The 14,962-nt window shown below is 38.3% G+C and carries 14 protein-coding genes; 13 read left to right on the top strand and 1 reads right to left on the bottom strand.

Annotation, left to right across the window (positions count from 1 at the left end; all coding sequences use genetic code 11):
- The first annotated feature begins 170 nt into the window (after nt 1-170).
- The 11 genes from gmk to HMPREF9257_RS04220 all read left to right on the top strand — a co-directional run bounded on the left by gmk (nt 171) and on the right by HMPREF9257_RS04220 (nt 12,256).
- On the top strand, nt 171-812 hold the full coding sequence (gene gmk / locus HMPREF9257_RS04270; protein WP_006418227.1) for a guanylate kinase: 642 nt from the start codon (nt 171-173) through the stop codon (nt 810-812).
- Nucleotides 809-1,006 carry a DNA-directed RNA polymerase subunit omega gene (gene rpoZ, locus HMPREF9257_RS04265; protein ID WP_006418446.1) on the top strand — a complete coding sequence of 66 codons (198 nt, stop codon included), beginning with the start codon at nt 809-811 and terminating at the stop codon, nt 1,004-1,006. The genes gmk and rpoZ overlap by 4 nt, the downstream gene beginning before the upstream one ends.
- 217 nt (nt 1,007-1,223) lie before the next feature.
- On the top strand, nt 1,224-3,635 hold the full coding sequence (gene priA, locus HMPREF9257_RS04260) for a primosomal protein N' (protein ID WP_006418296.1): 2,412 nt from the start codon (nt 1,224-1,226) through the stop codon (nt 3,633-3,635).
- Between the two features lie 14 nt (nt 3,636-3,649).
- On the top strand, nt 3,650-4,618 hold the full coding sequence (fmt, locus tag HMPREF9257_RS04255) for a methionyl-tRNA formyltransferase (protein ID WP_006418543.1): 969 nt from the start codon (nt 3,650-3,652) through the stop codon (nt 4,616-4,618).
- Nucleotides 4,608-5,978, top strand: coding sequence for a 16S rRNA (cytosine(967)-C(5))-methyltransferase RsmB (rsmB, locus tag HMPREF9257_RS04250; protein WP_006418564.1), 1,371 nt, complete (start codon nt 4,608-4,610; stop codon nt 5,976-5,978). Before fmt ends, rsmB begins: the two co-directional genes overlap by 11 nt.
- Before the next feature lie 20 nt (nt 5,979-5,998).
- Complete coding sequence (locus HMPREF9257_RS04245; RefSeq protein WP_006418430.1) at nt 5,999-6,751, top strand: Stp1/IreP family PP2C-type Ser/Thr phosphatase; 753 nt, start codon at nt 5,999-6,001, stop codon at nt 6,749-6,751.
- A complete protein-coding gene (gene pknB / locus HMPREF9257_RS04240) occupies nt 6,751-8,775 on the top strand; it encodes a Stk1 family PASTA domain-containing Ser/Thr kinase (protein ID WP_006418131.1) in 2,025 nt (674 codons plus the stop codon). Before HMPREF9257_RS04245 ends, pknB begins: the two co-directional genes overlap by 1 nt.
- A 186-nt stretch (nt 8,776-8,961) precedes the next feature.
- A complete protein-coding gene (gene rsgA, locus HMPREF9257_RS04235; protein WP_006418533.1) occupies nt 8,962-9,879 on the top strand; it encodes a ribosome small subunit-dependent GTPase A in 918 nt (305 codons plus the stop codon).
- A gap of 23 nt (nt 9,880-9,902) precedes the next feature.
- Nucleotides 9,903-10,571, top strand: a complete 669-nt coding sequence (gene rpe / locus HMPREF9257_RS04230) for a ribulose-phosphate 3-epimerase (RefSeq protein ID WP_100069385.1) — start codon at nt 9,903-9,905, stop codon at nt 10,569-10,571.
- Nucleotides 10,571-11,281 (top strand): thiamine diphosphokinase, encoded by a 711-nt coding sequence (locus HMPREF9257_RS04225; protein ID WP_006418504.1) that lies wholly within the window; start codon nt 10,571-10,573, stop codon nt 11,279-11,281. The genes rpe and HMPREF9257_RS04225 overlap by 1 nt, the downstream gene beginning before the upstream one ends.
- Nucleotides 11,282-11,293: 12 nt before the next feature.
- The gene (locus tag HMPREF9257_RS04220) at nt 11,294-12,256 is read left to right on the top strand and encodes a phosphoglycerate dehydrogenase (RefSeq protein ID WP_006418561.1); all 963 of its coding nucleotides are present in this window, start codon (nt 11,294-11,296) and stop codon (nt 12,254-12,256) included.
- 178 nt (nt 12,257-12,434) lie between these two features.
- Here HMPREF9257_RS04220 and rpmB read toward each other — a convergent pair whose 3' ends face one another.
- Nucleotides 12,435-12,623, bottom strand: coding sequence for a 50S ribosomal protein L28 (gene rpmB, locus HMPREF9257_RS04215; RefSeq protein ID WP_006418478.1), 189 nt, complete (start codon nt 12,621-12,623; stop codon nt 12,435-12,437).
- 253 nt (nt 12,624-12,876) lie between these two features.
- On the opposite strand from rpmB, the gene HMPREF9257_RS04210 reads away from it, so the two are divergent.
- Both HMPREF9257_RS04210 and HMPREF9257_RS04205 read left to right on the top strand, forming a co-directional pair.
- The gene (locus tag HMPREF9257_RS04210) at nt 12,877-13,236 is read left to right on the top strand and encodes an Asp23/Gls24 family envelope stress response protein (protein WP_006418203.1); all 360 of its coding nucleotides are present in this window, start codon (nt 12,877-12,879) and stop codon (nt 13,234-13,236) included.
- 31 nt (nt 13,237-13,267) lie between these two features.
- On the top strand, nt 13,268-14,956 hold the full coding sequence (locus HMPREF9257_RS04205) for a DAK2 domain-containing protein (protein WP_006418547.1): 1,689 nt from the start codon (nt 13,268-13,270) through the stop codon (nt 14,954-14,956).
- Nucleotides 14,957-14,962 lie beyond the last annotated feature (6 nt).

Here is a 14,962-nt window from a genome sequence, read left to right as displayed (position 1 = left end):
ATCTCTTTTCTATGCGAACATGTGTTTGTGTTTTTATTATACGAACACTTGTTCGTTTTGTCAAGCGTTTTTCTAGGAAAAATTTGGAAGAAATGCTAGAATTCATTTAAGTTGAGCTTCTAATGTGTTATGATAGGGATTATAAATTGGCAGACAGATGGAGGTAGATCATGACGGATCGACGAGGATTGCTGATTGTCCTATCTGGCCCTTCTGGTGTAGGTAAGGGTACAGTAAGAGCAGCTATTTTTGAAAACAATATTTTTAACTATGTATATTCTGTTTCAGCAACCACCCGCAAAATGCGGCCTGGAGAGCAAGATGGGGTAGACTATTATTATGTAACACGTTCTCATTTTGAAGAACTTATTCGTCATGACAAATTACTTGAATATGCAGAATACGTGGGGAATTACTATGGAACACCCATTGAAAAAATAGAAGAAAATTTAGCCAAAGGGAAAGATGTTTTCTTAGAAATTGAAGTTCAAGGTGCCTTAAAGGTACGTGAACGGATGTCTGAGGGAATTTTCATCTTTCTCGCACCACCTAATCTCCATGAGTTAGAATCACGTATTATTGGCCGTGGCACTGATGATATGGCAGTCATTTATGAACGTATGCAGAAAGCTAGAGAAGAAATTGAAATGATGAAACACTATGACTATGTTGTAGTGAATGATCAAGTTTCAAATGCCGTTCAAAAGGTAAATGCAATTATCCAAAGCGAACATTTAAAAGTAGATCGCGTTGTAGACCAAATTCAGAGTCAAATTCGTGATTATTTTCAGAAAGGAAATGAAGACCTATGATGTTATATCCTTCAATTGATAAGTTGGTTGAGAGAGTTCCTTCAACTTATAGTTTAATTATTTTAGCAAGTAAACGTGCGCATGAGATGCAAGCCCATAAGAAATATCAATTAGATGACTACCAATCAGTTAAACCAGTGGGGCAAGCTTTAGAAGAAGTAGTCGCAGATAAGTTAGAAATCGTTGATAAATAATGGGATAAAAATGGCTGGAACAAATAAATGTTTCAGCCATAATTTATATTAAATATGATTGTGTTTATCTATTTGGGTGGCTCACAGGAGTTTATCAATAGATAAAACAGACCACCAAGAAAACCACAAAGCTAGGGGTGGGATGATAGAGGTTTTGGCAAGCTAGAAACCTGTTCTCCCGCTCTCTTTTTATGACAGGTTAAAAGGAGTTGAACCTATGATTGGGAAGATTATTGTGGATATTCCAGTTGCACAAGTGAATCGCCCCTTTGACTATAAGATTCCCAAAAAGTTTGAAGCTTTAATCCAAGTTGGTATGCGGGTGAAAGTCCCCTTTGGTTCCCGACATCTTTTGGGTTTTGTTGTTGAACTGGTTGACGAAACTAACTTTGATGGTAAATTAAAGGAAATTTCTGCTTTACTGGATTATCAACCATTTCTGAACCAAGAATTGATTTCTTTGGCCCATCAGTTAGCCCACGATTTACAAGTATTTGAGATTTCCATGCTTGAGGCCATGTTACCTAATATGTTACGGGTTAAGTATGAGACTAGGATTCTGATTCATGATCGACAAAGTTTTGAAGCCGAAATGGGGATTTTAGCACAAGAGGCTATAACCAAGGAAGACTTAGAAGCTAAGCTATCGGCCTATCGTATTCGTAAATTAGTTGACCAAGGAATAATTGAATTAGAATACCATGTGGTTGACCAAACGAGTCAGAAATACATCAAAATGGTCGAGCCCTTACTGGACCAGACAGGTTATCAAGCTATTTTAGATAACACTCCAGCGAACTACCGTAACTTACGTGCTTTATTAAATTATTTACGTGATGTGGATGATAAACAGGCTATCCCCGCTAAAAGTGTAATGACAGATACAAAGATTGATTATCAAGTGCTTAAACGGGCTCAAGATAAAGGGTGGTTACGTCTAAATCAAGTCCAAGCATATCGTGATCCGTTAAAACATTTGGATTTAGAAAGAAGTCAAAAACAGGACCTTAAACCGGAACAATTACGGGCCTATGAGACAATTGCCTTAGCAATTGATACAGAAAAAAATGACACCTTCTTAGTTGAAGGTGTCACAGGTTCAGGAAAAACTGAGGTTTACCTACAATTAATCGACCGCGTAGTAGAAAAGGGGCAAACAGCTCTTTTATTAGTTCCTGAGATCTCATTGACCCCGCAAATGGTTGAGCGGGTTGTGGGGCGGTTTGGCCAAGGGGTGGCGGTTCTTCATTCTGGCTTGTCAACAGCGGAGCGTTATGATGAATGGCGTCGCATCCTCAAACATGAAGCCAAAATTGTTGTTGGGGCACGTTCTTCAGTCTTTGCTCCTTTAGAAAACATTGGGATTATAATCATGGACGAAGAACATGAAAGTACCTATAAACAGTCAGACAACCCACGTTACCATGCACGTCAGGTCGCTAAGTTACGGGCTAAATACCACCATTGTCCTTTAGTCCTGGGGTCTGCGACCCCGTCAATTGAGTCGCGTACCCGGGCTCAAGTTGGCAATTACCATCTTATTACGATGAAAGACCGGGTAAATCAAGCACCTTTACCACCCGTTCAAATTGTAGATATGTCACAAATGTTGGCTCAAGAAACGCTTGATGAGTTTTCCCCCTTGCTAAAAGAAGCTATCCAAACACGCTTGGACAAGCAAGAACAAATTATTTTGTTATTAAATCGCCGGGGATATTCTTCTTATCTCATGTGTCGCGAATGTGGGCATGTTATACAATGCCCTCGCTGTGATATTTCATTAACTTATCATAAGCATGATGCTAAGCTTAAATGCCACTATTGTGATTATCGAGAGCAGGTGCCGCAAACCTGTCCTCAGTGTGGTTCACGCCATTTACGGGGGCATGGCCTTGGCACTCAAAAGGTGTATGAAAGCCTACAAAGTCTTTTTCCACAAGCTCGCATTCTACGGATGGATAATGATACAACTCGTCGTAAAGGCCAACATGAACAAATCCTGAATCAATTTGGTCAAGGTCAAGCTGATATTCTCTTAGGTACCCAAATGATTGCTAAGGGACTCGACTTTGAAAAGGTCACCTTGGTGGGTGTCATTAATGCTGATACCTCTTTGAACCTACCAGACTTTCGCGCCGCTGAAAAAAGTTTCCAACTCTTAACTCAAGTAGCAGGACGAACGGGGCGGGGTGCCTATCAAGGCCAAGTTATTATTCAAACTTATAACCCACAACACTATGTCTTACATTTTGCCCAAAAACATGATTATGAGGGCTTTTATTATTATGAAATGCAACGACGGCATATGGCAGCCTATCCACCATACTATTTTATGACTTTAATTACCGTTTCTAGTAAGTACGAAGGCAAGGCTCTTCGTAAAGTTTATGAATTAAAAAGTCAGCTAAACCAGTCAATCACAGGGACTAATCGGGACTTTATCTTACTAGGTCCAAGCCAATCAGGAATTGCTAAAATTAACAATCAATATTATTTTCAGTTATTATTAAAATATAAGCAAAAAAGTCAAATAGACCAGGCTTTGGATATTATTCTTGAAAGCAATCAAAGTGAAGTTAAAAATGGTATCTATGTAACCATTGACAATGATCCTTTATTCTTTATGTAGAAAGGAAGCAATTTATGAAAAAAGTAATTTTTATGGGGACGCCGGCATTTTCCCGTACAGTTTTACAAGGCCTAATTGATAGTCAGGCCTATGAAATAATGGCAGTAGTTACACAACCTGATCGGCCGGTAGGCCGGAAGCGTGTGATTACTCCATCACCAGTCAAAGAATTGGCGCAAGCCTATGGGATTCCCGTACTTCAACCTGAAAAACTAGCTGGGTCTGACCAAGCCAAAACTATTATTGAAATGAAGCCTGACCTTATCATTACGGCAGCCTTTGGTCAGTTTCTCCCTAAATCCATTCTCAATGCACCCAAATATGGAGCCATTAATGTCCATGCATCACTCCTACCTAAATATCGTGGGGGCGCTCCCATCCATTATGCAATTTGGAAAGGGGAGAAGGAAACCGGGATTTCATTGATTTATATGACACCTAAAATGGATGCCGGCAATATCTTAGCCCAAGCCTCACTTCCGATTCTTGACCGGGATGACGTGGCTGATGTTTTTGCTAAGATGGCCGACCTAGGTCGTGACTTATTATTAAAAACCTTACCCTCCGTCTTTGCTGGGACAAATCAAGCTTGGCCTCAAAATGAAGCAGAGGCAACTTTCTCGCCTAATATCAGCAAAGAAGAAGAAGAAATTCAATGGAATCAGACAGCCATTGAAATCGACCGCCATGTGCGTGCCTTTAGACCTTTTCCTTCAACTTTTACACGGTTAAAGGGGCAACGGTTTAAAATTTGGGCTGGCCGACCAATTACTGGAGACTTTCCTCAAGGTCAAGTAGGTCAAATTGTAGCAAGTACCGAGGACCAACTGATTGTTCAGGCAGGCCAAAACACTTATTTTGCCATTGAAGAAGTTCAACCTAATGGCAAAAAAAGAATGCCGGTTAAACAATATTTAAATGGAATGGCAGACCATGAATTGGTTAACCAAGTGTTTGAAATGAGTTCTGGTCATGAAGGTTAAGAAAAATGTTGCTCGAAAATTAGCCGATCAAGCTCGCTTTCAAGCCTTACTGATTCTTGACCAAGTGGAAAACCATGGAGGATATTCAAATGTCCTCCTCGATCGTTTTCATCAAGAAACCAGTCTCAGTCCAGTAGACACTAATCTAGTGGTTAAATTAGTCTATGGGGTCATTCAAAGACGATATAGTTTGGATTATTTTCTAGCACCCTTTATAAAGGGGAAAAAAGTCGATGATTGGGTGGCCAGCTTATTGCGCCTGTCTATCTATCAATTTATTTATCTTGACCGTATTCCCGATCATGCGGTTTTCTCGCAAGCAGTTGAAATGGCCAAACTAATTGGGCATGCTGGCCTAGGTGGCTTTGTCAATGGAGTTCTCCGCAATTTTCAACGTCGAGCCGATTTGGATTTAAATAAGCTAGAAAATCCACTTCAAGCTCTTGCAGTAAAATATTCAATCGCTCCTTGGATTATTAAAGAGCTTCAGCATCAAATCAGTGAGGCAGATTTAGAAGCTTTATTAGGATCTTTATTAGAAGAACCCTATGTGTCGGCTCGAATCGTCAAGTCTGGTTTAAATAGTCAGGCTGCCCGGGAACAGTTATCAGAAGAAGGGTTGACGAGTCAAGCTAGTCCGATATCACCAGTGGGTTTGCGGTTTGAATCAGGCAATCCCGTTCATTCGTCACTATTTCAACAGGGAGCTTTAACGATTCAAGATGAATCGAGTCAATTAGTGGCTTCTTTAGGAAAATTACAGGCAGGGATGACTGTACTGGATGCCTGTGCTGCACCGGGTGGTAAAGCGACACATATTGCCCAAATTTTACGAGATTTGGGTGGCGGAAAATTACAAGCCTTAGATATTTCTTCGGCTAAATTAACAAAAGTAGACGACCATCTTCAACGCTTAGGCTTATCTCAATTTGTGAGTTTGCAGGTTGAAGATGCTAGTAAATTTATACCAACAGATGGTAAATTATATGATAGAATATATCTGGATGCGCCATGCTCAGGGCTAGGTTTGATGCGTCGTAAACCTGAAATTAAATATAGTAAACAGGCCAACCATATTCAAGCCTTGGCCGAAATTCAAGCAGAGTTATTGAATCATACTAGTTCCTTGCTTAAACCGGGTGGATATTTAATTTATTCGACTTGTACACTGGCAAGTCAGGAGAATGAGGAACAAGTCGGAGCATTTCTACAGGAGCACGAAGACTTTGAATTAGATCAGATTATCGCTGATGAAGTTATGGCAGCTGGTTTAATCAATGACCAAGGCATGATAAGAATTTGGCCCCATCAATATCATACCGATGGTTTCTTTATTGCACGATTAAAAAAGATTAAGTAAAAAGACAGTTGAGGTGTATTATGCAGATTTCAGTTCACTCAAATATTGGAAAAAAACGGACATCCAATCAAGATTATGCTGATTATTTTAAGTCCCAAGCAGGGCAGATTCTTTTTGTGCTCTGTGACGGAGTTGGTGGTAATCAAGCAGGGGATGTTGCTTCTAAAACAACGACTGAATTATTGGGAGCAGCGTTTGAAACAGTTGACCGGGAACTATCAATTGAAGATAGTAAAGACTGGATGGCTCGACAAATCACCCAGGTGAATCAGGCTATTTATGATCAATCGATGACGGATGCTAAATTATTTGGTATGTCTACCACTTTAGTTATTGCGGTCGTCGCTGAAGATCAACTAGTGATTGCACATGTTGGCGATAGCCGGGCTTATATTTATCATGAGGGTCAATTAAACCAAGTAACTGAAGACCACTCCTTAGTTAATGAACTCATTCGGTCTGGTGAAATCTCAGAATCTGAAGGTCAAAATCATCCTCAACGTAATATCGTTACCCAATCAATTGGGGGAACAGACTGGGTTGATTATGAATTTAATCAATGTTCACTTGCTCAAGTGGATGACTTACTCTTATGTTCAGATGGTCTATCTAATATGGTGGGTCATAAAACAATGGAAGCATTTTTTGTAGAGCATATAGATTTGGACCAATTGGGACAAGCTCTAATTAAAGCAGCTAATGATGCTGGCGGCTCAGATAATATCACTTTAATCTTGGTGACAGATCTAGCTGAAGGGACGGTGGAAGATTAATGGTAGAAATCAATGAAAAATTATCAGGCCGTTATAAAATTCTTCGTCCAATTGGGCAAGGAGGGATGGCGAATGTATTCCTAGCCCAAGATTTGATTTTAGACCGAAAAGTTGCAGTTAAAGTTCTCCGCTTTGACTTCCAAGATAATCAAAATGCGATTCGTCGGTTCCAGCGTGAAGCTATGTCAGCGAGTCAATTACTCCATCATAATATTGTTGAAGTGTATGATGTTTCACAGGAAAACGACCAACAATATATTGTTATGGAATATGTAGAAGGAACGGATTTAAAGACTTATATTAAAGAAAAGTCACCTATCTCATTAGAGTTAGTAGTAAATATTATGAGTCAAATTCTCTCAGCCATCAGGATTGCCCATCAACAAAATATTATCCACCGGGATATTAAGCCACAGAATATTTTAATTACCAAGGATAATGAGGTTAAAATTACAGACTTCGGGATTGCTGTGGCTTTAACCGATACTTCAATCACCCAAACTAATACTTTATTGGGTTCAGTTCATTATCTATCTCCTGAACAAGCCCGGGGGAATGCTGCGACAATTAAGTCGGATATTTATGCGTTGGGTGTTGTCCTCTATGAATTGATTACGGGAACAGTGCCTTTTGATGGTGAATCAGCTGTTTCAATTGCCTTAAAACATTTCCAAGAGTCATTTCCACGTATCAAAGATAGTTTAGATTATGTACCCCAAAGCTTGGAGAATGTTGTCTTGAAGGCAACCACAAAATTACAAGCTGACCGATATGAGAGTGTCGATGAAATGTTGCAGGACTTGCGGACCTCATTAAGTGCATCACGAATGAAGGAAGTTCTGTTTGTACCAGCCAGTCAAAATGAGAAAACCCTGGTCCTTAAACCAATTAAACCTTTAATAAATAAAAATAAATCACATCCACACCAAGAAAAGAAAAAGCAAAAGAAAGTGGATGAAGAAATTGTAGTTTATGATGAATTGCCACCCTTGGTTAAACCGAGAAGAAGCAATAGGATTTTGAAATTACTCTTCCTAATTCTTTCACTATTAACACTAGCTTTAGCGGGTTATTGGGCTTTTAATCAGGTGATTTTACAAGCCACTGTTCCTGATATGGAAAATATGACCCAGGCGGAAGCGGAACAAGCATTAAAAGATGCCAAGTTGACTCTCGGAGAAGTAAAGCATGTTTGGGATGAATCAATTGAAAAGGATAAGGTTGTTAAGTCAGAGCCCAAAGTAGGTAATAAGATAGATAAAGGAAAGAAAGTTGACCTTTATATCAGTGATGGGAAGCAGTTAGTTAAACTAGAAAATTATGTCGGCGAGGATTATGAAAAAATTCGTCGCTCATTGATGAGTTATGGAAAAACCGATGCCAATGGGAAAAACATCGATACATTTATTGTTGAACGACGTGATTTCTGGACCAACGACCCAGATCAAGTTGGAAAAATTCTCGATCAAAGTATTGAACCTGGAACCCAAGTCATTCCTTCAGAAACCCAAATAACTTTTACGGTGGGGGTTGCTTCTGATAATGTGCAGATGCAAGATTTTTCAAATTTACCACTTAAGATGGTTTATACCTTTGCTGAAGCCTATGGTTTAAGTATTTCAGAGTCATACACTAATGATGACTATATTCCTGAAGGTCAAGTCATTAGTCAAAGTCCAGCTTCAGGAGTTGAATTATCTCCTGGTGATACAATTGAAGTAGTCGTATCATCTGGTCCTAGTGAAGAATCAATTACAACGACTAAGATACCGACCTATATAGAATATGTTCCACGATATGCGGAAAATGATCCAAATCAAAATAAGCCGCTTTCAAATGTAATTCAAATTTTTATTGGTGATGCAAATAACAACATTAATGAAGTCGCAGAAGAATTTGAAATTACCCAATCTCAGAATTTAGAAATCACTTTATATATCAAGACTAATTCAGTCGGTCAATATCGCATTGTTCGTGATGGACAAGTGATTGAAGAACGAAATGATGTTCAGCCGGGTGAGTAAGCCTTAAAACCACAACCTCATTTTTATCTTTATTACTAAAACACTTATCTTTATTATGGTTTTTTGTTTATTATAGATAAGTTTTCAAAAATAAGGATAAGAGTGAGGTTTTTTATGGGTCAAAAATGAAACGGTTTGATAAAAGATGTTATAATAAGTTTATCTAATTACAAGAAAGGATTTTTTATGGGGGAAATTGAATTAAGAGAGGGTAGAATTTATAAATCTTTAAGTGGTTTTTATTATATTTGGAGTCAGGGACAAGTTTTTACCAGTCGAGCCAAAGGCCTCTTTCGTCATCAGAAGATAAAACCCCTGGTAGGTGACTGGGTGACCTTTGAATATTATTCCGAAGATGACTTGTCTGACCATCGATTAACAGAAATTCATACCCGGAAGAATCAATTAGTCAGACCGCCGGTGGCGAATGTAGATTTTGCCATGATTGTCATGTCGCTAGTCGAGCCAGATTTCTCTTTTAATCTATTGAATAACTATTTATTGACGGTGGAAATCAACCATATTGTACCAATTATCTTATTAAGTAAGTATGATTTGTTTATCCAAGAGGTTGAGGATAGCCAAAGTAAATTGATGCATATTATTGAGTTATACCAGAGTCTGGGTTATAAAGTAGTTATGATTGACCATACTCAGAATTTGAAAGCTATATTTGAGTCGATCATGCAGCCAGAAGCGGTTTATGTCATTATGGGTCAGTCAGGTGTGGGAAAATCTACCTTGATTAATCATTTAATCCCCGATTTAAACTTGGAAACTAATCAAATTTCGCAAAGTTTAAATCGTGGGAAACACACCACGCGCGATGTACAATTATATGATTTTAAAGGCGCCTTGATTGCCGATACTCCTGGTTTTTCTGCCATGGATTTAACTATGATTGATAAGTATGATTTGGATAATTATTATCCAGATTTGGCAGAAGCTAGTAAAGGATGTAAGTTCTCGTCATGTCTACATATCAATGAACCTAAGTGTCAAGTTAAAGCTGATGTAGCGGCTGGTAAGATTGATGCCAGTCGATATAATCATTATGTCAATTTATTTAAACAGATTGATCAAAAGAAAATAAACTATCGTTAAATATAGAATGGAGATTTTTTATGATTAAAATAGCCCCTTCAATTTTAAGTGCTGATTTTGCTAATTTGGGTCAAGCAATTCAGGCCATGGACCAAGCAGGTTGTGACTATATCCATATTGATGTAATGGATGGGTCTTTTGTGCCAAATATTTCCTTTGGTCCAATGGTATATCAAGCTGTCCGACCATTAACCGATAAAACATTTGACTGCCATCTAATGGTGGATCAACCCGAACGCTACTTAGATATGGTAGCCGCTGCAGGGGCGGACATTATCTCAGTGCACGTTGAAGCAACCAAACATATTTACCAAAGCTTATCCATGATTAAAGCTTTGGGTAAAAAAGCAGGTGTTGTTTTAAATCCAGGGACTGATTTAAGTCAAATTCAACCCATCCTCCACTTGTGTGACCTCGTCTTAATTATGACTGTAAATCCTGGCTTCGGTGGTCAGAAATTTATTCAGGCATCCTTAGAAAAAATTAAGCAACTAAAAGTCATGAGAGAAGAAAAAGGCTTGGATTTTGAAATCGAAGTAGATGGTGGAATTAATTTTGAAACAGGAAAAGCTTGTGCTCAAGCTGGCGCTGATGTCTTGGTGTCTGGGTCTTTCCTTTTTAACCAAACAGATTGGGCTAAAGCTATTTTGGACTTTCATAGCCATATTGATATGACAGGAGACTTTATCTAATGACGCCTCAAAGTCCAATCACTGTTTTAGTGTGTGCAGGTGCGCCTAAGCCTGATTTAGATAGTCTTAAAAATATTTATCAAAGTTCAGATCAAGCCTACCTTATTGGGGTAGACTATGGCTGTCTATCTATCTTAAAAACCGGCTTAAAGTTGAATTACGCGGTGGGTGATTTTGACTCAGTTAGTCCAGAAGAATGTCTACAGATTCAGGCTGCGAGTGATCGATTTGAACAATTGATTCCTGAAAAGGACAATACAGATACCGAAATGGCACTCTATCATATTAAGAAACTTATCGAAGAAGGTTATGAGATTGAAGCCATTTATCTTTTGGGTTGTTTGGGACCAGGAGGACGTTTGGACCATACTATAGCTAATTTATGGATGGCCTTTCATCCTGATTTTAAAGACCTCTTTGAGCAGATTATTTTTCTTGAGCGAGCCTGTCAGGTCCAAGTTTTCCAGCCAGGAAATTATCGGTTAACAGACCGTTTAGACTCTGATTATTTATCCATCATTGCCTTAACACCGATTAAAGACTGGATAATTGAAGGAGCAAAATATAATCTGTCTCAAAGTGAGTGGACTTATCCTCGGGCCTTAATTTCCAATGAATTTGTAAATCCGAAAGATATTGTGACTTTAAGTTTCTCACAAGGCTTAGTGGTGGTCCTATGGATTCGTGAGCAAGCTCAAGCAAAGGATTAGAAAGGACATAATATGACAAAACTTATTGCGATGTTTAAAGAATTTAAAGATTCACAAGTTGATCAAATAAAAGACTTGGCCCATCAATATAGCTACCAAGTTAAAATGGAAGACGAGCTCTTAGACACTGATGATCAAGATATTGCGGTTATCTATGGTTGGTCGTCCGACCTTACGCAAGAACGACTTGAAACAATGCCGGCCTTAAAATGGATTCAAAAGGAATCGGCTGGTGTTGACGCGATTCCACTTTCTTTTCGGCAGAAAGAGGACCTTTTGATTTCAAATATGTCGGGAATTCATGCCCAACCAATTAGTGAACATGTTTTCGCCTATATTTTAAGCCATTATCGGTGCATGCCCCAAATGGCAGCCAGTCAAGCACAAGGTGTATGGTCTCCACCAGACCCTAATTTGTTTAGATCATTAGATGACAAAACTATTTTGGTTTATGGAACCGGTAATATCGGTATCAGAATGGCTCAAATCGGTGCGGTTTTGGGCAGCCGGCTAATAGGGGTCAATACTAATGGGCGACCAATTGAAGGTTTTGATCAATGCATTGCCTTTGGTCAGGATAAAGAATGGGCGTGTCGAGCCGATATTATTATTAATGCTATGCCTTTAACCGATCTTAATCGAGAGTATTTTGATTTAGACTACTTTAAAACTATGAAATCAAGTGCCTTATTTATTAATATTGGTCGCGGTGCCTCTGTTAAGGAAGCAGATTTACATCAAGCTCTTTCAGATAAATTGATTGAATCAGCCTATTTGGATGTGTTTGAAAGCGAACCGCTCAGTGAAAAGTCATCTTTATGGCAATTGGATAATATTGTGATTACCCCCCATATCACTGGGACAGTTGAACACTTTATGCAAGAAAGTTTTAAAATCTTCTTTCCTAATTTACAGTCTTTTTTAGCTGAAGGTGTTTTAGTCCGAAATCAAGTTGATCCCCAAAAAGGTTATTAATCTAATAAAATAAAAGAAGCGGCCTAATTTAGTGAAAAACAAAAGCTTCACTTGTTTAGGGCGTTCCATTGTCTGATTAACTTCATTTTTCCTATATAGGAGTATGAAGCATTTCAATAGGATGAAATAAATTTTATGCATAAAAAAAGGCTTGGCTTTCGCCAAGCTTTTATTATTATTAAACACGTTCCACTAAACCTGATTTAAGTGCACGGGCAGAAACCCATACTTTTTTAGGTTGTCCGTCAACCATGATACGAACTTTTTGTAAGTTAGCACCAAAACGACGTTTGCTTGCATTTAATGCGTGAGAACGAGTGTTACCACTTTTAGCTTTACGACCTGTATAATAGCATTCTTTAGCCATTCTTGTTTCCTCCTTTTTTCAGGAGTCTGTGCTCCTCATAATCATACCGTAAAATTATAGCATTGCTGAAAGTAACTTGCAAGAGGAATTACTTAATCTTTTTCTCAAACCCTACTTAGCAACTAAAGGTTACCTAATCCTTAGGGATAGCTTGTCAGTCTGATAGGGGTTTGATAGACTTTAGCTATTGTCTAATGCTATAATTAACTAGAAAATAATTTATTAATCTTATTCTTATAAGGAGGAAACCAACGTGGCTATTAAAATTCCAACTGAACAAGGTCAAATTACCTTAAGTAATGAAGTGATTGCGACAGTTGTTGGGGCAGCAGTAACTGATAACTATGGGGTTGTCGGTATGGTAAGTAAAAATTTACTCCGTGATAATCTAATTGAAATATTAAAAAAAGAAAACTACCAAAAAGGGATTGTTTTGACTCAAGAAAATGATTCTATCTCGGTGGATGTTTATATTTTGGTAACTTATGGCACGAAAATTTCTGTCATTTGTCGGAACATTCAGCAAACTATTAAATATAATGTTAATCGATTACTTGGATTTGAACCGAATTATGTCAATGTTCATGTTCAGGGAGTGAAACTCGATTCATAATTAAAGAGTTTCAGATAGAGGAGGATAATTCTTGGAAATTAAAACGATTAAAGCACCTGAGTTCAAAGGCATGATTCAAGCAGGTGCACAAAAATTAACTAATAATGTGGACTTAATAAATGCTTTAAATGTCTTTCCAGTTCCAGATGGAGACACAGGAACAAATATGAATATGACCTTTACTTCTGGTAATGATTATTTAGTGAAATCAACCGAAAGCCATGTAGGGCGTTTATCTGCTGTATTGGCTAAGGGCTTATTGATGGGAGCCCGGGGGAATTCTGGGGTGATTTTATCCCAAATTTTTAGAGGTTTTTCTAAAGCAATCGAAGATGAAGCTAGTCTAGATAACCTATTATTTGCAAAAGCTTTTATTGGTGGGGTAGAGTCAGCCTATAAAGCAGTGATGAAGCCTGTGGAAGGGACCATCCTTACCGTTGCTAGAGAATCTGCCCTAGCTGGTCAAGCCAAGGCAGAAGAGACTGATAATATTATTGAAGTAATGGAAGCCATCGTAGCAACAGGTCAAGAAGCACTTGATTCAACGCCAGAACTTTTACCCGTTCTTAAACAAGTGGGGGTAGTCGATTCTGGTGGTAAGGGGTTATTAACGATTTATGAAGGTTTCTTAGCATATCTTAAAGGAGATCTAACTTCAGAAGATTTAGCGCAAGCTAATACCAGTCAGCATGCCCATGCAGTTTTTGATGAAGCCAATGAAAATCCAATCTCAATGGACGATATTACTTTTGGATATTGTACTGAAATTATGGTGCGGATTGGTGAGAATCCAACGACCAACAAGAATTTTGACTATGAAGGATTCCGCCAAACCCTGAACGAAATGGGAGATTCCTTATTAGTAGTGGCGGATGATGAAATTATTAAAGTCCATGTTCATACTGAAAACCCTGGTAAGGTCATGAAGTTAGGTCAAGAATATGGTGAACTAGTTAAAGTTAAAGTTGATAATATGCGTGAACAAGTGCGCGAATTAGAACGTAAAGAAGAAGCGATGCAATCCACGATTACAAAGATGCCTGATTTATCAGTTTTAGATCAAAAGAAGGTGGCTTTAGTAGCAGTGGCAGCTGGCCAAGGTCTAAAAGATATCTTCCAAACTTCCGGAGTTGATTATGTCTTAGAAGGTGGTCAAACCATGAACCCTTCGACGGAGGATTTTGTTAAGGCGATTGAACAATTGAATGCTGAATCAATTTTAATCTTACCAAATAATAAAAATATCATTATGGCAGCCAAGCAAGCTTGCCAAGTAATCGATAAACCAGCCAAAGTTGTTGAAACAACCTCAATTCCTCAAGGTTTAGCTAGTTTAATTGCTTTTAATCCAGAAATGTCCCTTGAAGAAAATCAAACGGCTATGACCGAAGCTTTAGAAGCGGTTGTTTCTGGCCAAATTACTTATTCAATTCGAGATACTGAAATTGACCAAGTTTCAATTAAAAAAGATGATTTCATGGGAATCGTTGACGGTAAAATTAAAGTATCAACGCCTAACTTAGAACAGACTTTATTAGACACCATGCTAGCCATGCTAAATGATGACAGTGAAATCTTTACCATAGTGATTGGTCAAGATGGTGATGAAGCATTGGCTCATCAGGTTGCAGACCAAATCATGGCTGATTATGAAGATTTAGAAATTGATTTCTTACAAGGAGATCAACCCGTTTATCATTACATGTTATTTGTAGAATAGTCTTAG

The sequence above is a fragment of the Eremococcus coleocola ACS-139-V-Col8 genome (genome assembly GCF_000183205.1).
Taxonomy (GTDB): domain Bacteria; phylum Bacillota; class Bacilli; order Lactobacillales; family Aerococcaceae; genus Eremococcus; species Eremococcus coleocola.
Note: the sequence above shows the minus strand (reverse complement) of the source record. Positions and strands in the feature narration are given on the sequence as shown.

What these genes read in the sequence shown, in the direction of transcription:
- gmk (WP_006418227.1), top strand. Translation starts at nt 171, where the DNA reads ATGACGGATCGACGAGGATTGCTGATTGTCCTATCTGGCCCTTCTGGT.
- rpoZ (WP_006418446.1), top strand. Translation starts at nt 809, where the DNA reads ATGATGTTATATCCTTCAATTGATAAGTTGGTTGAGAGAGTTCCTTCA.
- priA (WP_006418296.1), top strand. Translation starts at nt 1,224, where the DNA reads ATGATTGGGAAGATTATTGTGGATATTCCAGTTGCACAAGTGAATCGC.
- fmt (WP_006418543.1), top strand. Translation starts at nt 3,650, where the DNA reads ATGAAAAAAGTAATTTTTATGGGGACGCCGGCATTTTCCCGTACAGTT.
- rsmB (WP_006418564.1), top strand. Translation starts at nt 4,608, where the DNA reads ATGAAGGTTAAGAAAAATGTTGCTCGAAAATTAGCCGATCAAGCTCGC.
- HMPREF9257_RS04245 (WP_006418430.1), top strand. Translation starts at nt 5,999, where the DNA reads ATGCAGATTTCAGTTCACTCAAATATTGGAAAAAAACGGACATCCAAT.
- pknB (WP_006418131.1), top strand. Translation starts at nt 6,751, where the DNA reads ATGGTAGAAATCAATGAAAAATTATCAGGCCGTTATAAAATTCTTCGT.
- rsgA (WP_006418533.1), top strand. Translation starts at nt 8,962, where the DNA reads ATGGGGGAAATTGAATTAAGAGAGGGTAGAATTTATAAATCTTTAAGT.
- HMPREF9257_RS04225 (WP_006418504.1), top strand. Translation starts at nt 10,571, where the DNA reads ATGACGCCTCAAAGTCCAATCACTGTTTTAGTGTGTGCAGGTGCGCCT.
- HMPREF9257_RS04220 (WP_006418561.1), top strand. Translation starts at nt 11,294, where the DNA reads ATGACAAAACTTATTGCGATGTTTAAAGAATTTAAAGATTCACAAGTT.
- rpmB (WP_006418478.1), bottom strand. Translation starts at nt 12,623, where the DNA reads ATGGCTAAAGAATGCTATTATACAGGTCGTAAAGCTAAAAGTGGTAAC.